The sequence below is a fragment of the Xenorhabdus sp. PB62.4 genome (genome assembly GCF_014467285.1).
In the GTDB taxonomy this organism is placed as follows: domain Bacteria; phylum Pseudomonadota; class Gammaproteobacteria; order Enterobacterales; family Enterobacteriaceae; genus Xenorhabdus.
This window is the reverse complement of record NZ_NKHR01000019.1, coordinates 44,879-65,878: the sequence shown is the minus strand read 5'-3', so window position 1 is coordinate 65,878 and position 21,000 is coordinate 44,879. Positions and strand designations below refer to the sequence as shown.

Here is a 21,000-nt window from a genome sequence, read left to right as displayed (position 1 = left end):
TTATTGCCAAATCATCGCCAACAAGAACATAACTTCCCCTGCTTCAATTGCAGCACCCAACGTATCACCAGTTTGCCCGCCAAGGCGATAATTGAAATACAAAGCAAGCCCATAAATCACGAACAGTGTTATCATCATTGCCGTTAAGCCTTGCCAGTTCCCCAGTGCCATGACCAATACAGCCCCTCCTAACAAAGTCAACGCAGCAGAGTAAGAGGTAACCCGGCCAATATAACTACTTCCCATCCCCTCACCTTCACGGGCATAACGTTGCTCATACATTAAAAGCACTACGGCTGTACGCCCGACAATCGGCGCACATGTCAGTACAGCAAGCAAGTCAAAAAAGGAGTAGTAATAGAGTTCGACGACAGCCAATGTCTTAATCAAGATACAAAAAATCAGCGCGATGCCGCCATAAGTCCCAAGCCGGCTATCACGCATGATCTCCAACATTTTTTTCCGCTGACGGGCAGAAAAAATCCCATCACAGGTATCCGCCAATCCATCTAAATGTAGCCCGCCCGTCAGCAGAGCCAGTACCAGTACATAACCCATCGCACCAATATACATTCCTCCACCAGACTGGCTGATAGAGAGCGAGACCAAACCAGCCAAGCCACCGACAATCAGGCCGACTAATGGAAAATAGGGAACACCACGCCAATATTGCTGGAAATGAACCCCCGCTCCCCATCTTTCAGGAACAGGAAGCCGTGTCAAAAACTGTAATGTGGCCCAAAAAAGGCTCAGTTTCATTTAATCTTTACCTCAATGCCTGAAACCAAAAACCAGACTTCTTTAGCCGCCCGTGCTAGCTTTTGGTTGACACGTCCAGCGATATCGACAAAATGGCGCGCCAATCTGTTTTCAGGTGTGATTCCCATTCCTAATTCATTGGTCACCAAACAGACTGGTGCAGGACACATCACACTGGCATCAACCAGGTCATCAATCTGATGATGGATAGACACCTCCAATGATGCAAAATCCAGTTCATCAGGTGATCTTCCACCCGATAAATCAAATAATAAGTTAGCAATCAATGTGGTGACACATTCAAGTATAACGCCCTCTTGAGGTTGGCGGTGCTGGCGGATAACGGAACCTAAGTTTTGATGGCCTTCCCAAGTCCGCCAATGTGCCGGACGTTCCTGTTTATGTCGCTCAATGCGGGCCGCCATTTCGGCATCTGTCACCTGGGCTGTGGCAATATACAATACTTGTTCGCATTGTTCAGCAATCAGGCGTTCAGCATGACTGCTTTTTCCACTGCGCGCCCCCCCTGTCACCAAAATCATGGCGTGACTCCATCACAGATTCCACTTCTTTCTCTCAACAATTCGTGCTCACGCATTAACTGGTAAATCCGCCCGATATCCAGATGGTCACGCATGCGGGCAGCCAATATGTTGAATTGTTTTTCTTTATGTTGAAAGTAATTGAAAGCCATATTTTCCAATGGCGCGTAACCCTTACGTATACGAAGCTGATTTAATAGCGAACGGGTGAAAGCGTTCTGGTCAAACAAACCATGCAGATAACTCCCCATCACCAAACCATCCTGAGCAACAGCGCCATCAAACCAAGTTTTTTCCTCACCATTATGTAAATACATTTTGGCGAAAGGCGTTGCCTGCTTACCAAGCCGGGTTATTCCCATATGAATTTCATAACCCGTAATCGGTTGTTCACTGCATAAATTCAGCATTCCCGATAATGTCGGCATCACAACGCCCGTCACTTGTGCCGTCTGCTTTTCGTGAGAGAATTGTGTTTCAGTATCCAATAATCCCAAGCCTGCCATTTGAGTTAAACCGGATTCCACTTCATCCACAATCTGCTTCCCTAACATTTGGTAGCCGCCACAGATCCCAATAATCGGCACTTGTTTCTGGCGAGCGTTTTTTTGGTGAATATCGATAATGGCCTGATCAAGCCCTTGGATTTTTAGCCATGCCAAATCACCTAAGGTATTTTTACTGCCGGGAAGAATAATAAGATCAGCGCCCCGAAGCGCAGAAGGCTCAGAGACATAACGCAGATGCACATCCGGTTGAGCCGCCAGCGCGTTGAAATCCGTAAAATTGGCAATATGAGGGTATTGAATCACCGCGATGTTGAGATAATCTCCTGCTTCTTTCTCCGACTGCTCATATTTCCTCAACTGCAAAGCAACACTGTCTTCATCTTCCAGATCAAGATCCAACCACGGTAAAACTCCCAAGATCGGGACTTGCGTCAAGGCTTCGATCTGATCAATACCCGATTTTAACAACGCCGGATCACCACGAAATTTGTTGATAATCACGCCCTTGACTCGTTCTTTTTCCTCTGGTCTGAGTAAGGCCAGTGTGCCGTAAATTGATGCAAATACCCCTCCCCGATCGATATCTGCCACCAGAATCACAGGCGCATCCACTAATTCAGCCATGCCCATATTGACGATATCGCGATCACGCAGATTGATTTCTGCCGGGCTGCCCGCACCTTCTAACACCATGATATCCGTTTCTGCTGCTAGGCCGTTATATGCCTCCAGAATTTGCTGGAGCAGTTGGGGTTTATATTCGTGATATTCCACCGCATTCATGCTGCACATGACTTTTCCCATGAAAACCACTTGCGCTTTGCGATCGCTGGTGGGTTTCAGCAACACAGGGTTCATGCGGACATCCGGTGCAATACCTGCTGCTTCTGCCTGAAATATCTGTGCTCGTCCCATCTCTTTGCCATCGGCAGTAATGCCAGAATTCAGTGCCATATTCTGTGATTTGAAAGGAGTACAGCGATAGCCATCCTGCGAGAATATCCGACAAAATCCCGCCACCAGCACACTTTTTCCTACATCAGACGCCGTTCCCTGAATCATCAGCGATAATGTCATTGTCTGTTCTCCCTTATTTAATTGGCTTCACGCAAAACCGCAAAAAGTTCCTGCTCACTCTTACACAAAGGTAAGCCGGCTTCGCAATGGAGTTTCACTAACCACGGCTGTGTTAATCCAGCCTGTTCAAGTTGTGTTTTTTGCCGCAGCACACTTTCCGGTTTACCGGCACTGATCATTTCACCATCCGCCAGTACATACAAACCATCACAGATTTGATAGATCAAATCGATATCATGGCTGGAAATGATGATCCGCTTCCCTTTGTCGGCAATCATGTCGATGATTTCCAACATTTGCCGGCGACCTGCGGGATCCAGCCCTGCGGTGGGCTCATCCAATAACAAATAATCAAACTCCATCACCAATGCCCCCGCAATAGCGACACGTTTTTTCTGTCCGAAACTCAAATATTGAATGGGTTTGTTACGGAAAGTATGGGCATCCACCAAGGTCAGCGCCTGTTCGATCCTGCGCTGGATTTCTGTTTCATCAACCCCCAGATTACGTAAACTGAAAGCCAGATCATTTTCAATATCAGTATAAAAAATCTGCTGATCGGGATCTTGAAATACGGTAACAACATGCTGTCGCAACGTCATCAAGCCTTTTTTGCTATAATCTAATGGCGCATTATTCCACCAGACCGCCCCTTGCTGTGGACGCAAAATTCCGGAAAGGTTCATCAATAACGTCGATTTACCACAACCATTCGCGCCAATAATCCCGGTAACTTGATGACGGCTGAAATCAAGGGTCAAATCTTTTAAGATAGGTTCATCCTGATAACCGAAATACAATGCCCGTGTTTCTAACATATTGCCCGCCTCCTCTGTCTTTACTATCTATTCCTCTTCTATCCATTTCTTTTCTAACCATTTCTTCCCTGTTCATTCTTTCCCTATCCACATTCAACCGACATCTCATAAATGAAAATCGCCCTGATACAACTTGAGTTCCAATGCGACACTCATTTGCTGGTAACGGCTCATCACCCGTGAAAACAACATACTGATCAGCATCGCCAGCGAACGGTATCCGGTTTTTAAGGATGAATAACCAAACCGTAATGACTGTGCATGATGGATTGCCACCGCTTCTTCCAAAAAGATAAAGATAAAACGCCACGTCAGCAGGATTTGTTCAATCAACAAGTGAGGAACACGACAAAACTTGAGCAGTTTGATCATCTGTTCAAATGGCATGTTCATCATGAACCAGAACGTTGCCGATAGCGCCGCCAGACTACGCCAGAGAGCTTGATTAGCCATCACTACTCCTTGTGGGTCAAGGCCGTACCAATATCGTCCGATTTGAAATCCCCACAGCAGGCTGTCCGGCTGTGGGCTTGCTGATAATACGATGGCAATCAGGCCAAGCCCCAAAAACCCCACAGGGAGCAACAACCATTTCAGGTAACGCAGTAAGCTAATTCGTAACAGATAGCAGCTAAACATGGCAAGTCCGACAACCAATGCAGCTTGCCATACTGGAGAAAGCACCATTGCCGCTGCCATAAATAAGAGGTACAGGGCGAATTTCGCCCTGGGATCTTTGCCACGCCAACGGCTCTGATAACTGAGTTTATCGATTCCGATCATGATCTTTTCGACTCATGATCTTTTCGGGTACGGCGATAATAACCAAGAATGTAGAAAATCACGGCAGTACCCAGACATCCCTGCAAGGTGAACAGCAGGCTTTCTATTTCTCCACTGGCAGGTTTATACAAGGATTCAAACCACGGAGTATAATCCGGCGCAATTTCCATGATTTGTGCTTCTGCCTGACCATCTGCCCCACCAAATTCCCCACCGTGGTCAATGAAAAATGGAATGATGCACAGTGCCACAACGAGGGACAGTAATATCAATGTCTTTTTCATCTTCAACACTCCTTAAGCACTACGAACCTGAATTAATTGTCTTTTAACGAGCTGGTCGTAAATCAATACCGTCAGTAATCCTTCAGCCACCGCGATAGGTAGTTGGGTTATGCAGAAAATACCCATAAATTTGAGGGTTGCGGCAGCCATACCCAGTTGCGGATCGGGGAAAGCAACACCTAACTGAACAGAAGTCACGGTATAAGTGACAATATCGGCCACAAAGGCACACAAGAAGACACTGACATCTTTGCGCATTCCCATTTTGCAGGAAAACCGCCATACCAGATAACCTACCAATGGGCCGATTACGGCCATTGACATCCCATTGGCGCCTAAAGTCGTGATACCGCCATGTGCGAGCAATAATGCCTGAAACAGCAGGACAATTGCGCCAAGTACCGCCACAACGGAGGGACCAAACAAAATCACGGCTAAGGCAACACCTGTCGGATGGGAGCAACTGCCGGTGACAGAAGGAATTTTCAATGCCGAAAGAACGAAAATAAATGCCCCACACAGTGCCAACAAAACCTTCTGATTACTGTCTTCCTGCACAATTTGGCGTAACCTGACTAATCCTGCTGCCAAACAAGGCAAAAAAGCCAACCACCATGCCAACGCCCACATCGGTGGCAAAAATCCCTCCATCACATGCATAGCAAAGGCTTCTTGTGGCGCAAACGTCAAAGACAATGCTAAAAACAGTGCGATAGCCGCACCAGATAACGAAAACTTCGTTAGTTGCTGTTGCATAATTCACCTCGATAATTGCCAGTTTTTATTAATCAAAATCGTTGAGAAATATGATAAAGCCTGTTCACGGTCTGCCGCGTTGGGGGAGACATCAGGAGACCGTGCCGCAAGATCACGCCAGCACTGTTCCGTCGGTAAAGTGGCATCTGCCATCATCAACGCATGTTCCAGTAAGTTGTGCCGACGCAACAGTTCATGTATCAGCGCGAAACGCGAATAGACTTTCATCAGGACAATACAATCATGGTTAAGTAACGCCTGTTCCAGAACGGTTTCAGGCGCCATGCAGGAGATAACAGCCAGTGTCTGATTTTCCATTGCCAATGGCATGACACCAGCCGCAGCAATGGCTGAGAATGAAGTAATCCCCGGTACAATTTCCAGCCAAGGCGGATTTTTCATCTGTTCCGCAGCTATTTGTCCTAAAGCAGTCATTTGCCCTAAAGCAGTCATTCGTTCTAAAAGAAATACCCACGTACTGAACAGCATGGGATCACCCAAGGTGATAAAACCGACTTTCCTGCCGCTGGCAACCTCTTCTTTTAAGGCTTGCGCCACTTCATTCCATACCGCTTCTTTTGCTGCCCTCTCACCTTTCATTAAAAAATGGTAAGTACATACTTCGGTTACGGGTGAGAGGTATTCTTCAACAATAGAGTGGGCGAGGCTTTGAATACCTTTTTTACCCGTCGGGGTATAAATCACATCAAGTTCAGAGAGAATACGCGCCGCCCGCACGGTAATCAGATCACTGGCTCCCGGCCCAACGCCCATGACATACAGTTTTCCAGCCTCGATTTTTCCACTCATCAGGCTTTCTCCTCATCATTAAGTGCGCAGGTAAGGTGATCCACAAACATCTGCCGAATCATTGGGTTTTCACCCAATCCCTGCAACCAAGGGACGGCGGTAATCCCTACTTTTTCCAACTGAGATTTCCAGGAATCTTCTTCATTTGAAGCCATATCATTGATGGCATGATCCCCTGCCACCAGCATCAGTGGCATCAGATAAACTTTGCAGATCCCCTGTTCTTTTAATCCTTTTATGATCAGGGGAAGTTCGGGATAGCTTTCTATTGCGCCGACGCGTGCCGGAAAGTGGTAATGGTTCATCAGATGATCCAGACAGGCATAAGCAGAAAAGGCATGATGCGTCGTGCCGTGCCCCATAAAAACGACACATTCGTTACCCGCCAATCGCGGAAGCTGGTGGCTCAATGCCCGCATCAATTGCACATAATCGTCAAAACGGGTGAGCAGCGGAGCACCTAGCACTAACCGTTTAAAACGGGGGCGGAATTTCTCTACCTCATGAAGGACCTTTTCATACTCATCGCCATTAATGATATGCAGGCATTGAACAGCGATATCGTTATAGCCGGCATGGTGTAATCTGGTCAGCGCATCATGGGGCGTATCAATATGAACGCCGTCACGCTGACGCAATTTGCGGATGATCATGCCGGAAGTAAACGCCCGAAATAATTCCCTGTCCGGGAAAACTGACGCCAGTTGCTGCTCACAGGCTTCGATATTGTTTTTTAGCGTTTCTGGATAACTGGTTCCAAAACTTATCACCAATAATGCTTTCTTCATTTTGCTCTCCCTTATTGGTTACCTATCTTGAAAAATCCGCCAAAAACTGCGCCATCTCTTCCATCCCATGGGCCTGCTTTATACCTTCTCCTGTTACGCCGTCTCCTGAAAATGAGTGATCCGGTCGGCAAATCACGATGCAGGGCAAACCAAGAGAAAGGCACGGTTCAACTTTTTCTTTGAAACCGCCCTGTTCACCTGATTCTTTGGTGATCACAACTTCCGCCTGACAAAATTGGTAAAATGCCCGGTTAAAATCAGCACTGAACGGGCCTTTCAGGGCAAAAATCTGATCCACTGACAAACCACAGGATTCGCACATTGCCAAAACTTCCGCTGTCGGCAACACACGGGCCAACACCGTTTTTCCTTTCAGGCGGGACACATAATCAGCTAATTGCTTGCTGCCAGTGGTCAGCAAAATCCGTGAGCCCAGGCTGGCCGCCACTTCACACGCCTGTTCAACGTTGGCTACTTTATAAATAAGAGGATGTTTAACGGCGTCAATATCGCTAGGGCGAATATAACGAATGAGAGGAAGCCCAAGCGTTTGACAGGCATTCACAATGTTGTGGCTCAACTGTTCAGCATAAGGATGAGAAGCATCAATCACCACTCTCGTACCCCGCTTTTGCAGATATTCAACCATGCCTTCGGATTCCATCCGGCCGATGACAATTTCACCCCGGATCCCTATTGCCTGTTGTGCTCCCGTTGGCGTAGCCACCGACAGGCCATAATCTATGCCGGCAGTATCCATCATCACGCAAATCTGGCGGGCATCACTCGTGCCGCCAAAAATGTGAATCAGCGGCGGTTTCATAGTTTGTACCCTCTGGGAGTGATCATCAGCCCATCGCGGATGTAAGTTGACTGGTTACCCACAATCACCAGACTGCGCATGTCCACACGGGAAAAATCCATAGCACCAAACGTCGTCAGCCATTTTTCCTCATGCTTGCGTCCCGCCGCTTTTACCACACCGACGGGCGTTTCAGCCGATTTCCACGGGGCCATCAAATCAAATGCCCGTGCCAAATGCGCTTCCCGTCCCCGGCTGCGTGGGTTGTAGAAACAGACGACAAAATCCGCTTCTGCCGCAGCCTGTACCCGTTTTTCAATCACCTCCCACGGTGTGAGCAGATCACTCAGGCTGATATGACAAAAATCATTCATCAACGGTGCGCCAAGCAAGGCCGCACAGGCCGTACTTGCGGTAACGCCCGCAACCAGCCTAACTTCTACGTTGCGTTTTTGCTGGCTGACCAATTCCAGAATCACCCCCGCCATGCCATAAATACCCGCATCACCGCTACAAACCACTGCCACATTTTTGCCCTGTTCTGCCAGTTCGATTGCCGTCTGGCAACGTTCAATCTCTTTGCACATGCCGGTTTTGATGATCTCTTTATCGCCCACCAACGGTTTCACCAAATGGGTATAGGTTTTGTAACCCACCACGATGTCAGCAGCTTTCAATGCAGCAACCGCTTCCTGCGTCATCATGGCTTCACTGCCCGGGCCAATGCCAATAACGGTTAACATGGATGCTGTACTCCTAATGTGATGGTGACACCCTGCTCACGCAAGGTATGGCCAACCAGATGCCCTTGGCTCATCAGCCAGGCCACAGGTTGGGAGACACTGCCTGTGCCCACGGTTTTGCGAACAAATTCAGAGGACGGAAATGCCTGTTCCTGTTCACATTGGGCGAGCTGATTAACAGAGAAGATCTGAAACGGGATCTGGCGCTCTTCTGCCAATTGAATTAATGCGGGTTCTGCTTGTTTTAATTCCACACTGCCGATGGCTTTTAATGCCAGTGGATCAACATCATGTCCTGCCAGATGATATTCCAGCAACTGTGTTATCCGGCTGGCTTCAACACCACGCCGGCAACCTATTCCCGCAACAATACGGCGAGGAACCAATTTAAATGTCGGGATTGGCAGCGCCAGCTTTGCGCTGCCATAACTGACATAAACCAACGCATCTAACTTAGGTAGCCGATTTAAATCGGTAACAGGAATAAATCCGCGTGTATCGTAACAGCCTTGTTCGCTGTTTAAGGCCGGATGCCACCAAATCCCCACACGCTTACCATTGACCAGCATTTGATTGATGGTTTTAACGTTGGCGCGAAAATTTTCCATCTTCCCGTCAATCTGTTGCGCCAATACATCCAGCGCAGCGATTTGGTTAACATCCGTCGCAGTGGTGATCACCGCCTGACCATCAAGAATATCCGCCACCTGCCGGGCCAAATCATTTGCACCCCCCATATGCCCTGACAATAAACTGATAGCGAATTGCCCTTTTTCATCCAATACCACCACGGCCGGATCAGTCATTTTGTCCTTAAGAAAAGGGGCGATAACCCGAATGGCAATTCCCGTTGCCCCAATCATGATCAAAGCGCCATATTGAATGAACGCCTTGCGTACCGTATTGGCAAAAGTACCGTCAAATGCCGTGAATCCTGTTTCCACCCATTCAGGAGAAGTAAAGCAATCCATTGCCAAATGGGATTGCAAACGACGAGCTAGCGCCATACCGCCTGCGGTCAAACAAAACAGGGCAATGGCATTTTGAGATATAACGTTTTCAGGAATCGCTTGATCAAGCGCGACGGTATTCATGGCTGAACCCCGCGTCATATAATTTCGAGTAATGGTACTCTTCCCCAAGAAAAGCACCGACTAAGATCAACGCCGTTTTACGAATGCCAGCGCTGCGTACCTGCTCAGCAATGGTGAGCAAAGTGCCACGCACAATCTGGCAATCCGGCCATGTTGCTTTATAAACCACGGCAACCGGCGTCTCTTGTGCATAACCGCCCTGAATCAATCGGGCAACCACTCCCGCAATGTCCTGCACTGAAAGAAAAATCGCCATTGAAGTTTGGTGAGCGGCAAAAGCTTCCAGCGTTTCCCGTGGCGGCATGGGTGTCCGGCCTTCTATGCGGGTGATAATCAAACTTTGCGCGACTTCGGGAACGGTATACTCCACACCCAGTTGTGCGGCGGCTCCGAGAAATGAACTCACTCCCGGTACAGAGACAAATCCAACTCCCTGATTTGCCAGCTCTTCGGCCTGTTCCCGGATAGAACCAAACAGCGATAAGTCTCCGGTTTGCAGACGAACCACCAATTTGCCCGCTTGTACGCCATTCACCATCAAGGCAGTGATTTCCGGTAATGTCAGCACCGCACTGTCATGGCATTCAGCATCTTTACGGCAATATTCCAGCAGTTCCCGGTTAATCAACGAACCGGCATAAATGACGACCTCAGCCTGTTGCAACAGTTGATAGCCTTTCAGGGTTATCAAGCTTTTGTCCCCTGGCCCTGCCCCGACAAACCAGACTTTTTCAGTATCAAAATCAGTTTTATCAATAGGTTCAGACATGATCCGGCTCCTTTTGCCAAGTTGTCTCTTGGGCTGCATCTTTCTGGCAGGAGATCAAATAGGTCGGGTTATTAGGCTTGAAATAGTGCCCTTGCCCCAATGCTGTCAGTTCTCCCACTTGAATTTCACGGCCATCAAGTGATGCCACCTGACAGGCTTGCAGGTGCAACAATGCCTGCGTGAAGTTTTCCAGCAGAATAAAAGTCATCACCAAACGTCCACCTTGATTCAGGTGTGCCAACGCCCAATCGATCATCTCAATCAAATGCCCACCGGTTCCGCCAATAAAAATGGCATCTGCGCTGTCTTCCAATGGTACAGGGGCAACACCTGACTGAATGCGAACCGTGTGACAGCCAAAATGGCGGATATTCTCAGCAATCAACGCCAACGCTTCTTCCTTGCGTTCAATCGCGAGGATATCCAGCGTGGGATAACGCAACGCCGCTTCAATGCTGACACTGCCTGTACCGGCACCGACATCGATAAAACGTCTGGCTTTTTTCAGTTCCAGTCGTTCTAATGCCAATGCCCTAATCGCTTCTTTGGTCATGGGGATGCGATGACCGCGCAAAAACAGTTCATCTTTCATTCAGGATCACCACCACATTCAAGTCATAATTAATGTCGCCACGTTGTGCGACCTGCTCCGCGTTTAAACAAACAATCTGCTCATCTTCTTGTGATAGATTTTCACCAATCACCATGCAACGCTGCTGCCCGCGTACCAGAATTTCTTGCGCGATTTGGTAAGGGCCAGTCACCTCATCCGTCACCATCGCAATTTTTTCGTGTCGGAGCAGCCAGTCAAAATCCGGTTTTCGTCCGTGGCTGCTGGTGAGATAAATGTCATTCATGTCCAGCAACATACGGGCGCACAAATATTGAACCGAACTGATACCAGAAATGATGCGGACGTTTTGTTCATCCATTTGTTTATCTATTTGCCCATCCGCATGTAACCCAACAAAATGTTCGGTGATCCGCTTGCCAATGCCATAAAAGAGGGGATCGCCCGAAGCCAATACAACAATGTGCCGATGTTGGTTCTGCTCAAGCCAGCGCATCAATCCATCCATATCGGCATTCAAGCGGCGGGTTTCACCGCTGAAAGAGGGGAATTCAGCAAGGTGACGCTTGCCGCCGACCAGCACTTCCGCCTGTTTGATTGCCTCCAAGGCTGCCAAAGTTTGGTTTGCCGCCGCGCCGGGGCCAATGCCGACAACAGTGATCATCGTAAGCCCTCCACAAAATCTTCGACGATTTCACTCACAGGCCGATTGCAGCCCAATACTTGGTTATCAAAAGAGAAAAGAATGGCATCACACTGTGGTTTGTTGCTGGCGAAACGCAGCATCTGCCCGATACGCCCGCAGATTTTTCGGGCAATTTGTGAAAAGACGTCCTGCCAACCCTGTTCGGCAATCAACTCAATGGCAGCTTCGGTGGTATCACATTGATCCACCGCCTGAATCAGTTCGAGAGGTGCTCCCATCAAGGCCAGATTGGCAATCAGCGTCTCCATACGACCATCAGCAATGTGGCTATGGGTGTGGAAAATACCGGCGGCGATTTTCACCAACTTGCCAACATGCCCCACCAGCACCACATGACGAAATTCCAAACGTACTGCTTCTTGCAGCATGTAGCCGACAAAATTACTCATCGTGACGACACAGTTAGTATCAATGCCCAATTGCTGGCTGACAAAACGCTCACCGTGATTTCCCGGCACAAAAATAATGCGATCCAGTCCATTGGCACGTTTGGCTTCCAATTCAAGCGCTAATGAACGCTTCCAACTCTCTTCGGACATCGGTGTCACAATGCCCGTTGTGCCGATAATAGAAATTCCGCCCTTGATCCCCAATCTATCGTTATACGTTTTCTTCGCCCGCTCTTCGCCTTCTGGTGCGAAAATCACAATATCCGCCCCACGATGCGGGCCAATCACCTCCCGAACCGCCTCTTCAATGGTATGCCGTGGCGTTTTGTTGATAGCGGCCCAACCAACAGGCAAACCAACCCCTACGCGCGTTATCCGCCCAATACCTTCACCGCCATCCAGCGTAATCACACCACTGTCATTCAGCGCAACACGGGCGAAAATCAACATGCCATGAGTCGCATCCACATCATCGCCACCATCTTTGCGGATAGCGGCAATCGCCTGCTGACCTTCGATCAAAGGTTGCTCGACATTCAAAGCCAAAGTGACACCAGAAGGTGTGACAATCGAAACCTGATGAATAACCTGCTGACGCAGGATCATCAACGCCGCCACCCGGGCAGCGGCCGTTGCACAAGATCCGGTGGTATAACCTTTGCGGTACTGTTTCCCCCTATGCCAAACTGTTCCGGGGTTATTTATTGCAAATCCATTCACGCCAACACCTTCTGCCCGGCTATCACGGATTTCACCCATGCGTCACCTCCGGCATCCGATAAAGGATGGCATTAATAATGGCAGCGGCGATATTGCTCCCCCCTTTACGCCCTCTTGCCGCTATGCAGCTCAGTCCACTGTTAATCAGGGCATTTTTGGATTCTTCCGCACCAACAAAACCAACAGGTACACCGACCACGGCAATCAGGGCTGACTGATGCTCCATCAGGCGAAATAGCGCGGTCGGTGCATTGCCAAAGACAAAAATCTTCTCCCCTGGCTCTTGCAGGGCAAGATCAACTGCCGCCATTGAACGCGTGATTTGCCGGGCTTTTGCTATTTGAATGACTCCGGGATCGCTGACATAACAACGGCATTCACAGCCATACTGAGCCAGACGCGTTTTGTTGATCCCTGACAGGGCCATTGTGGTATCGGTATATAACGTACAGCCGCGTGCAATCCCGCCACGGATCAGGGACAAAACATCAGGAGAAAAATGGAGAATATCGAGCCAATCAAAATCGGCGGTGGTGTGAATAACCCGTTTGATCACCGCTTCCTGATCCGCATCCGCAAAGTGATAATCTGGACGTAATTCATCGATAAGGCGAGTGATTATCTCGAAGCTATTCTGTTCAATCTGTTGAGGCTGTTGAATATAATCGTTCATGCTACTCCCTCCTTATATCATCACACTGAACAGGCTATGCAGCAGCGCAAATAACAGGAGTGCCATCACTGATGCGACTATCATCATCTGTACAGACTGCGGGATATCGTCAGGTGTGACTTCACGCTTTGCATCACCAATCCACGGTTTTTCTACGCGCTGGTTAAAATAAACATTCGGTCCACCAAGACGGATACCCAATGCCCCTGCGACGGTGGCTTCCGGCCAGCCGCTATTGGGGCTACTGTGTTGATAACGATCGCGCCAACCGATATGCAATGCCTGCCGGAAATCCAACCCTTGCCATTTCGCAGCCAATGCCAGTAGAAGCCAGCCCAAACGGGCAGGCAGCCAATTCGCCACATCGTCCATACGTGCCGAAAACATTCCCAACGCACGATAGCGAGGCGTTTTATAACCCACCATTGAATCAAGGGTGTTCATCGCCTTATAGGCCATAGCAAGCGGAGCGCCGCCGAGCATTAAAAAGAACAACGGCGCAATTACACCATCCACGCTGTTTTCTGCTACGGTTTCAATGGCTGCACGGCTGATTTGTGGCGCTTGCAGTTGAGATGTTTCCCGCCCGACGATGTTGGCGAGCTGTTTTCGACTGGCATCCAAATCCCCCCGTTGCAACGCCTGATAAACCGCCTTTGCCGCATCGCCCAGACCACGTCCCGCCAACACGGTATAAATCATCCAAATCTCAACCAGACACCCTAGCCAAAACCCCACGCCATAAGCCAGTTGCAATGCCCAATAACTCACCAGCCAGGCACTCCCCACAACCACCAGCCATAACAGCACTCCGCCCCATTTCAAATCGGTTTCGGTTTGGCTTACCCGGCGAATAAATCGCTCAGTCTGATTGATAAGTAGCCCCATCCAACGCACGGGATGGGGCCAGTGAGGAGGATCTCCTAATTTCATATCCAGGATAAAAGCGGCAAACCACAAGAAGAGTGTCATAACCGCCTCCGTGCCAACATCAGCCAGCGATGAAGCAAACCGGGGCACTGGGCGAAATGGATATGCAGATATCCCGCCAACGTATTGCCACTCTGATATCCCCCCAACCAACTTTTTTGTATTCCTTCCTGTCGTAAACCATCACGCCATTTAACACACTGAAAAACAGGGGGTTGAGTAGTGACAAAATCCGAGTAATGAAACTCATGCCCGCGCAGCGTTTCCCCTTTTGCGATTAGGGGTGTATCGTACATTGCAGTCGCTTCACAGTAGCCAAAACGTTGCAAGCTCTCTCTCATCTGGCTTTCACCCGCAATCAGCCCCACCATGTTATGCCGCACGCCGTCCACATCAGTCAGGGCTTCGCCGAGATACATCAAGCCACCGCATTCCGCATAAATGGGAATACCCTTTTGATGCGCCTGCCGTAATGCGGCATACATGGTATGGTTGGCAGCCAGTGCCTGTGCGTAAATTTCAGGGTATCCCCCGCCCAGATAAATCATCTGGCACTCAGGTAATTGATGATCATGCAGGGGGCTAAAACGCGTGATGGTGACACCCGCTTTTTCCAGTAACCACAGGTTATCGGGATAATAGAAATGAAATGCCTCATCTTCTGCCAGAGCCATCGTCAAACCTTGCCCCATCGCCGGATCAACAAGGGAATCGGTATTTCCTTCTGGTAAGGCGGATAATTGAGTTAACGCCAGCAACTGCGCCAAATCCACTGAGGCTTCGATTTGCCCGGCCAGATGTGACCAGCATTCATCATATTGGCTGTCTCGCCCTTGCGCAGAGATCAACCCAAGATGGCGGGAAGGAAGTGTAATATCCGGCATAACAGGGATGTGCCCCAAGACGGGAATACCGCAATAATGCTCAATCACCTGTTTCAACAACTGAAAATGACTCTCGCGATTTACGCGATTTATCAGCACACCCGCAATCTTGACAGCAGGATCAAATTGCTGAAAACCCATGACGGTGGCCGCAATAGAAGTGGAAACCGCTTTACCATCCACTAATAAAATCACCGGACACCCAAGCTGTTTTGCCATCGCAGAGCTACTGCAATAGTCAGGATCAGTGCCATAGCCATCATATAGCCCCATCACCCCTTCAATAACGGCAACATCCTTATCGCGCATCGCTTGGTTAAACAGGTTATTAAGTATGGGAACAGGCAGCATAAAAGCATCAAGGTTACGGGAAACAATACCCGTTACCGCATAATGCCAACCACCATCCAGATAATCAGGCCCAACTTTGAACGGTTGTATCCGCAGTTGACGGTTCATTAATGCCCGCATGATGCCCAACGCGACTGTCGTTTTGCCACATCCGCTGCCAGTACCGGCAATGACAAAAGCATATTTTTGTTGCATCTGCTTTCCTCAAAACAGTTATCCCAAAACTTTTGCCCCTAAACATTTACTTATAACCATTTACCTATAACTATTTACCTAATAACCACTTACCCAAAAATATTTTCCTGAAATCATCAAAACTATATATTTATGTTTAAATTTATGTTCATTCTGAATGAGTTATTCTCATTCATTGATATATATCAAACAAAAGACATTTTATTCTCGATAGGGGTAATTAATTCCCTCCAATTAGGCGACATCAGTCCAATGCCTTTATATCAATAGAGAAAAGCCAGAATTAACATTATTATTACAATTTTATTCTTGGTTAAAATAAATAATGGCGATAGATCAATTTTCAAAATACACAGTTTTTATTTTTAAAAAAACATCCTTTATTACTTTTGTGATCTTGTTCATAATCATTGCAACATGAAAAGTATTTTTATTCAGAAAGAAATAAAAATTAATATAAAAAACAATTTAACATCACACACAAACCACACCAACACCCTGAATTAACTTGATTTATTAAATATAAACCTGAAACAACAAAAATGGAGATCATTAATATAATAATCTTACATTAAGATAAAAAAACATTTTCACCAGATAACAAAATTCACCCTGAAAATAATTCATATTTAAAATGACGAACATTGACATAAATCAATTTCATCTTATTCACATTAACGTAATAATTATCGACAAATTAGATTGGATGTGAGCAGGCTTATAACAACAAAAAACATCATTATAAACGAAGTGAAATAACACCAAGAATAATAAACCCGTTTTTATGAAAAACAACCTCTCATATAATATTCTATACGATGATATATATTGGTGACTTTTTAGTTATTTATATTTTAACTTTGTGGAGATAATTCAATGAATAAAGGCAATGTATGGTTAGTTGGTGCAGGTCCCGGTGATGCTGGCTTAATTACGGTCAAAGGACTGCATTGTATTCAATCTGCTGATGTTATTGTTCATGATCGTCTCGTCAATCCTGAACTGATTGCACAAGTGCCAGAACATTGCGAAATCATCAACGTAGGGAAAGAGCATGATTACCATCCCATCCCACAAGAAGCCATTAATCAGATTCTGGTCAAACATGCTCTGGCAGGAAAGCAGGTTGTTCGCCTGAAAGGTGGAGATCCCTATGTCTTTGGTCGTGGAGGGGAAGAAGCCGAAGTATTGGCTCAACATGGCATCCAATTTGAAATCGTTCCGGGTATCAGTTCCTCAATTGGCGGGCTTGCCTATGCAGGCATTCCCGTTACTCACCGCGATTACGCATCCGGTTTCCATGTTGTGACCGGCCATACAGCTCAGGGCAACGAACAACAAAACTGGAAAGTACTCGCGCAATTGGAAGGGACGCTGATTATTCTGATGGGAATGACGCGTCTGGCGGAAATCTGCCAACAATTAATATTGCATGGCAAACCTCCTGCAACGCCGGCGGCAGTGATTATGTATGCTAGCCACCCCAAACAAGATAGAGCCATAGGTACACTGAAAACCTTGGCGGCAAAAGTGGAAGAGAAAAATTTACATGCACCAGCGCTGATTGTGATCGGTGAGGTGGTTAATTTGAGTACAATGCTCTCGTTTACCCCGGCTTCGCTCACATTCAGTGAAATCTCTTCCAAGCTGAAAAGCGCCACTGATGGCACAATGCCATGAGTGAACATGGCGGCAATGTGATAGAAATTGCTGAGCAATTTGGTCTACCGGTCAATGAATTGATTGATTTTAGCGCTAATATCAATCCACTGGGCGCTCCCGAACGGGTTAAGGAGCTGATTAAAAATCACCTTGCTTGTATTGAAACCTACCCTGATGTGGAATATCGCCATTTACATCAGGCTATCGCAAAAGCCCATCAATGCGCTTATGCTTCGGTGATAGCGGGTAATGGTGCAACAGAGCTGATCTACGCCGTTGTTCGTTACCTCAACCCTAAACGCGCCCTGCTTCTTATTCCCGGGTTCGCGGAATATCGGCGCGCTTTGCAGCAAATCGGGGCAGAGATCATCGACTATCCATTAACAGAAAGCGCCGGGTTTCAACCTGATCTACGCCTATTAGATACGCTATCCAATACCCATCCTGATTGTGTTTTTATAACCACCCCCAATAATCCTACCGGTTTAATGCCCGACAGCCAGTTTATGCAATCGCTGGTGGAATATTGTGAAAAACATAAGATTGCCCTGATTATTGATGAAGCTTTCATTGATTTTCTGCCTGATAACCGGGGGTTAACTCCTCAAGTTGCAGCAGCTCAACATCTTTATATCTTGCGTTCACTGACAAAATTTTTCGCGATTCCCGGGTTACGGTTAGGTTATTTGATTAGTGGGGATATAACGGGGATCGCAGAAATGAAAAAGCGACGTGAACCGTGGTCGATCAACGCTCTTGCCGCTCTGGTGGGTGAGATTCTGTTTGATGAGCATGCTTATATGACAGCCACACATCAATGGCTGAAATCACAACAACATTATTTATGGAGACATCTTTCAGCCTTTCCTGAACTGACCGTCTGGCCGCCATCCGCTAATTTCCTGTTCTTCCGCTGTAATAAACCCAACCTTCATTTATGGCATGCCTTGCTTAAACAAAGGATACTCATCCGCCATTGCCAAAATTATGTGGGATTAGACGATCGTTATTATCGCGTAGCCATACGCAGCGAATGGGAAAATCAACGCCTGATCGCCGCCATGCAGCAGGTTTTACGTGGCTGAGGCTTACTGCCCCGCATCCTGTGGAGAACTTCTACAAGGATGGTTATTGGGAGGAGAAAAGCTCATTTCCTGCCCAATCAATTGGTTCAGTTATGTTTCCGTCAGTGAAGGCATCCCCATCGCGCACGAACGGCCACGTATGCGACAAATGGTCAATTTACTGCTGAATTACTGGCAAGAATCCCCCGAACTGACTTCTAACCTGCGCATTGAATATCAATCGACAATCCCGATTGCCAAAGGCATGGCCAGCAGCACAGCAGACATCGCCGCAACAGCACAAGCCACCGCCCGGTTATTAGGGAAGTCACTTAACGACACGGAACTCGCGCAATTGTGCGTTAAACTGGAACCGACCGATAGCACAATATTCAAGCAATTAACTCTGTTCGATCATATTACTGCCCAGACTCAACTTCCCTTCAACTGGCAACCCGATGTCGATATTTTGCTGTTGGAAAACCAGCAAACCATTTTGACGGAAGCGTTCCATCAACAAGATCATCGCCGACAGTTGCAGGATACTGCTTCATTACTCCAACAGGCATGGCAACAATTCCGCATTGCAAATCAGCAACATGATCATTACCGCCTTGGGGAAGCCTGTACATTAAGTGCTCTCGCCAGACAATCAATGCTGCCTAAACCCTGTTTTGAACAATTACGGCATTTAGTCGAGCACACAGGTATTTACGGGCTGAACGTCGCCCACAGCGGTAGTGTAATTGGTCTGTTATTCAATTCACATTATCATGATGCTGATTACCTATGCTGGTGGCTGCATCAAAAAAAGGTGACTGATCATTACCCTGAAATCCATTTTGTTAAAATGATTGCGGGTGGTGTTCGATAGTAATGACTTTATCCTAGTCATCCTTTCATATTTCCCTTATGCTAAATAATATAATTTAAACAATGAATTAAACCCTATGAAACATGTAAATCCCGAACCTGCTACGATTGATGCTTTTATGTCACTCGATATCCGCGTAGGTAAAATCACCAAAGCAGAAAAAAACGAAAAAGCCATCAAACCCGCCTATAAACTTTATATCGATTTTGGTAGTGATATCGGTGAAAAGCAAAGCTCTGCCCAGATATGCCAAAATTACACAGAAGAACAGTTAATCGGTAAACAAATATTGGCAGTGGTGAACTTCCCACCAAGACGCGTAGCCGGATTTAAATCTGAAGTTTTGATTTTAGCTGCCGTTTGTGACAATCAAGGAACAATCCTGATCCAACCAGAAAGAGATGTGAACTTAGGAACACGGATGCTGTAATTTTTATCAGTAACTATAGGAAGACTATGAGAACACAAAAAAGATGTATGGGTTACGTTGCCATTGTTGTCGATGATTACGATAGAGCTATTGACTATTACACCAATAAATTAGGATTTACGTTGGTGGAAGATACCCCACAACCAGGTAAAAGATGGGTGGTTGTTACACCAAATCCTGAAAGCGATTGTAATTTATTGCTGGCAAGAGCCTCTAACGAAAGACAAGAAACGTTTATTGGTAATCAATGCGGTGGCAGAGTATTCCTATTTCTGCAAACTGACGATTTTTGGCGCGATTATCATAAAATGAAAGAAAATGGCGTCCATTTTTGTGAAGAACCTCGTCAAGAAGAGTATGGTATGGTTGTTGTTTTTGAGGATATTTATGGTAATCGCTGGGATTTGTATCAAAATACGGTTAAATAAAAAATAACTACGTTATACCAGTATATTCTAAAGCCCAATTTATTTTGGGCTAATTATATTGATGGCTTATTCCAACAGTCAACTATTATTATAGGTAAATATTAAAATTCATATTTTCTAATAACGACTAAATAAATCCTATCACCAAAATTATTGTTCCAATAAGTGATCTTATTTTTGAGTCCAACTATCATTTTATATATTTTATATTATCTTGCCAAAATGCTTAGAATACCCATTGAAATAAATCCAAACCCAATTCACCTAGCAATTAAATAGTTATTTAACTGTAATAATATATCTTTTATCAAAATATATTATTAGATAACAACTAATAGCCAAAAGTATAAAACAGAAAATATAAATCATTCAAACAGTAACAACCAGAATGAAACTTATATTTAACAAACTTTAAATTTAAACAGGATATTATTTTATGATCACAATCAACATAAATGGCAGTAAGTTAATAAGATAAATTATCTGCATTACTGTTATAATCAATAACCCGATAACCCGATTTTCCACCTGTTCTTATGAAATCGAAGATAACACTTTCTGAGCCTGAACGAATTACATTGCAACAACT

Annotated in this window: 24 protein-coding genes; 5 read left to right on the top strand and 19 right to left on the bottom strand. The window is 46.5% G+C overall.

Going from position 1 to position 21,000, the window contains the following annotated elements:
- From cobS to Xenpb_RS14805, 19 genes are all read right to left on the bottom strand, one after another.
- Complete coding sequence (gene cobS / locus Xenpb_RS14895) at nucleotides 1-759, bottom strand: adenosylcobinamide-GDP ribazoletransferase (RefSeq protein ID WP_187655048.1); 759 nt, start codon at nucleotides 757-759, stop codon at nucleotides 1-3.
- A complete protein-coding gene (cobU, locus tag Xenpb_RS14890; RefSeq protein ID WP_187655047.1) occupies nucleotides 756-1,301 on the bottom strand; it encodes a bifunctional adenosylcobinamide kinase/adenosylcobinamide-phosphate guanylyltransferase in 546 nt (181 codons plus the stop codon). The genes cobS and cobU overlap by 4 nt, the downstream gene beginning before the upstream one ends.
- The gene (locus Xenpb_RS14885) at nucleotides 1,298-2,887 is read right to left on the bottom strand and encodes a cobyric acid synthase (protein ID WP_187655046.1); all 1,590 of its coding nucleotides are present in this window, start codon (nucleotides 2,885-2,887) and stop codon (nucleotides 1,298-1,300) included. The genes cobU and Xenpb_RS14885 overlap by 4 nt, the downstream gene beginning before the upstream one ends.
- A gap of 17 nt (nucleotides 2,888-2,904) precedes the next feature.
- A complete protein-coding gene (locus Xenpb_RS14880) occupies nucleotides 2,905-3,705 on the bottom strand; it encodes an ATP-binding cassette domain-containing protein (protein ID WP_187655045.1) in 801 nt (266 codons plus the stop codon).
- Nucleotides 3,706-3,810: 105 nt separating this feature from the next.
- A complete protein-coding gene (locus Xenpb_RS14875; protein ID WP_187655044.1) occupies nucleotides 3,811-4,488 on the bottom strand; it encodes an energy-coupling factor ABC transporter transmembrane protein in 678 nt (225 codons plus the stop codon).
- Entirely contained in the window at nucleotides 4,485-4,772 is a 288-nt protein-coding gene (locus Xenpb_RS14870) for an energy-coupling factor ABC transporter substrate-binding protein (RefSeq protein WP_187655043.1), read from the bottom strand. The genes Xenpb_RS14875 and Xenpb_RS14870 overlap by 4 nt, the downstream gene beginning before the upstream one ends.
- 12 nt (nucleotides 4,773-4,784) lie before the next feature.
- Entirely contained in the window at nucleotides 4,785-5,528 is a 744-nt protein-coding gene (cbiM, locus tag Xenpb_RS14865) for a cobalt ECF transporter S component CbiM (protein ID WP_187655042.1), read from the bottom strand.
- A 3-nt stretch (nucleotides 5,529-5,531) separates the two neighbouring features.
- Nucleotides 5,532-6,338, bottom strand: coding sequence for a cobalt-factor II C(20)-methyltransferase (locus tag Xenpb_RS14860; RefSeq protein ID WP_187655041.1), 807 nt, complete (start codon nucleotides 6,336-6,338; stop codon nucleotides 5,532-5,534).
- Nucleotides 6,338-7,126, bottom strand: coding sequence for a sirohydrochlorin cobaltochelatase (locus Xenpb_RS14855; protein ID WP_187655040.1), 789 nt, complete (start codon nucleotides 7,124-7,126; stop codon nucleotides 6,338-6,340). The genes Xenpb_RS14860 and Xenpb_RS14855 overlap by 1 nt, the downstream gene beginning before the upstream one ends.
- 22 nt (nucleotides 7,127-7,148) lie before the next feature.
- Entirely contained in the window at nucleotides 7,149-7,949 is an 801-nt protein-coding gene (locus Xenpb_RS14850) for a cobalt-precorrin-6A reductase (protein WP_187655039.1), read from the bottom strand.
- Nucleotides 7,946-8,671: a precorrin-3B C(17)-methyltransferase gene (locus Xenpb_RS14845; RefSeq protein WP_187655038.1), complete on the bottom strand. Its 726-nt coding sequence runs from the start codon at nucleotides 8,669-8,671 to the stop codon at nucleotides 7,946-7,948. Before Xenpb_RS14845 ends, Xenpb_RS14850 begins: the two co-directional genes overlap by 4 nt.
- Nucleotides 8,665-9,765 carry a cobalt-precorrin 5A hydrolase gene (gene cbiG / locus Xenpb_RS14840; protein ID WP_187655037.1) on the bottom strand — a complete coding sequence of 367 codons (1,101 nt, stop codon included), beginning with the start codon at nucleotides 9,763-9,765 and terminating at the stop codon, nucleotides 8,665-8,667. Before cbiG ends, Xenpb_RS14845 begins: the two co-directional genes overlap by 7 nt.
- Complete coding sequence (locus tag Xenpb_RS14835; protein WP_187655036.1) at nucleotides 9,746-10,534, bottom strand: cobalt-precorrin-4 methyltransferase; 789 nt, start codon at nucleotides 10,532-10,534, stop codon at nucleotides 9,746-9,748. The genes cbiG and Xenpb_RS14835 overlap by 20 nt, the downstream gene beginning before the upstream one ends.
- Nucleotides 10,527-11,126, bottom strand: coding sequence for a decarboxylating cobalt-precorrin-6B (C(15))-methyltransferase (locus Xenpb_RS14830; RefSeq protein WP_187655035.1), 600 nt, complete (start codon nucleotides 11,124-11,126; stop codon nucleotides 10,527-10,529). The genes Xenpb_RS14835 and Xenpb_RS14830 overlap by 8 nt, the downstream gene beginning before the upstream one ends.
- The gene (locus Xenpb_RS14825) at nucleotides 11,116-11,769 is read right to left on the bottom strand and encodes a cobalt-precorrin-7 (C(5))-methyltransferase (protein WP_187655034.1); all 654 of its coding nucleotides are present in this window, start codon (nucleotides 11,767-11,769) and stop codon (nucleotides 11,116-11,118) included. The genes Xenpb_RS14830 and Xenpb_RS14825 overlap by 11 nt, the downstream gene beginning before the upstream one ends.
- Entirely contained in the window at nucleotides 11,766-12,959 is a 1,194-nt protein-coding gene (cbiD, locus tag Xenpb_RS14820; RefSeq protein ID WP_255523151.1) for a cobalt-precorrin-5B (C(1))-methyltransferase CbiD, read from the bottom strand. The genes Xenpb_RS14825 and cbiD overlap by 4 nt, the downstream gene beginning before the upstream one ends.
- Nucleotides 12,952-13,593 (bottom strand): cobalt-precorrin-8 methylmutase, encoded by a 642-nt coding sequence (locus Xenpb_RS14815; RefSeq protein WP_187655033.1) that lies wholly within the window; start codon nucleotides 13,591-13,593, stop codon nucleotides 12,952-12,954. The genes cbiD and Xenpb_RS14815 overlap by 8 nt, the downstream gene beginning before the upstream one ends.
- A 12-nt stretch (nucleotides 13,594-13,605) precedes the next feature.
- Entirely contained in the window at nucleotides 13,606-14,565 is a 960-nt protein-coding gene (gene cbiB, locus Xenpb_RS14810) for an adenosylcobinamide-phosphate synthase CbiB (protein WP_187655032.1), read from the bottom strand.
- Entirely contained in the window at nucleotides 14,562-15,953 is a 1,392-nt protein-coding gene (locus Xenpb_RS14805; RefSeq protein WP_187655031.1) for a cobyrinate a,c-diamide synthase, read from the bottom strand. The genes cbiB and Xenpb_RS14805 overlap by 4 nt, the downstream gene beginning before the upstream one ends.
- 876 nt (nucleotides 15,954-16,829) lie before the next feature.
- Between Xenpb_RS14805 and cobA the strand changes: the two genes are divergently transcribed.
- The 5 genes from cobA (at nucleotide 16,830) to Xenpb_RS14780 (ending at nucleotide 20,411) form a co-directional block, all read left to right on the top strand.
- A complete protein-coding gene (cobA, locus tag Xenpb_RS14800) occupies nucleotides 16,830-17,633 on the top strand; it encodes a uroporphyrinogen-III C-methyltransferase (RefSeq protein WP_187655030.1) in 804 nt (267 codons plus the stop codon).
- Entirely contained in the window at nucleotides 17,630-18,700 is a 1,071-nt protein-coding gene (gene cobD / locus Xenpb_RS14795) for a threonine-phosphate decarboxylase CobD (protein ID WP_187655029.1), read from the top strand. Before cobA ends, cobD begins: the two co-directional genes overlap by 4 nt.
- Nucleotides 18,693-19,553, top strand: coding sequence for a GHMP kinase (locus Xenpb_RS14790; protein ID WP_187655028.1), 861 nt, complete (start codon nucleotides 18,693-18,695; stop codon nucleotides 19,551-19,553). Before cobD ends, Xenpb_RS14790 begins: the two co-directional genes overlap by 8 nt.
- A gap of 76 nt (nucleotides 19,554-19,629) precedes the next feature.
- Nucleotides 19,630-19,983 carry a tRNA-binding protein gene (locus Xenpb_RS14785; protein WP_187655027.1) on the top strand — a complete coding sequence of 118 codons (354 nt, stop codon included), beginning with the start codon at nucleotides 19,630-19,632 and terminating at the stop codon, nucleotides 19,981-19,983.
- Between the two features lie 26 nt (nucleotides 19,984-20,009).
- A complete protein-coding gene (locus Xenpb_RS14780) occupies nucleotides 20,010-20,411 on the top strand; it encodes a VOC family protein (RefSeq protein ID WP_187655026.1) in 402 nt (133 codons plus the stop codon).
- The last annotated feature ends 589 nt before the right edge of the window (nucleotides 20,412-21,000 follow it).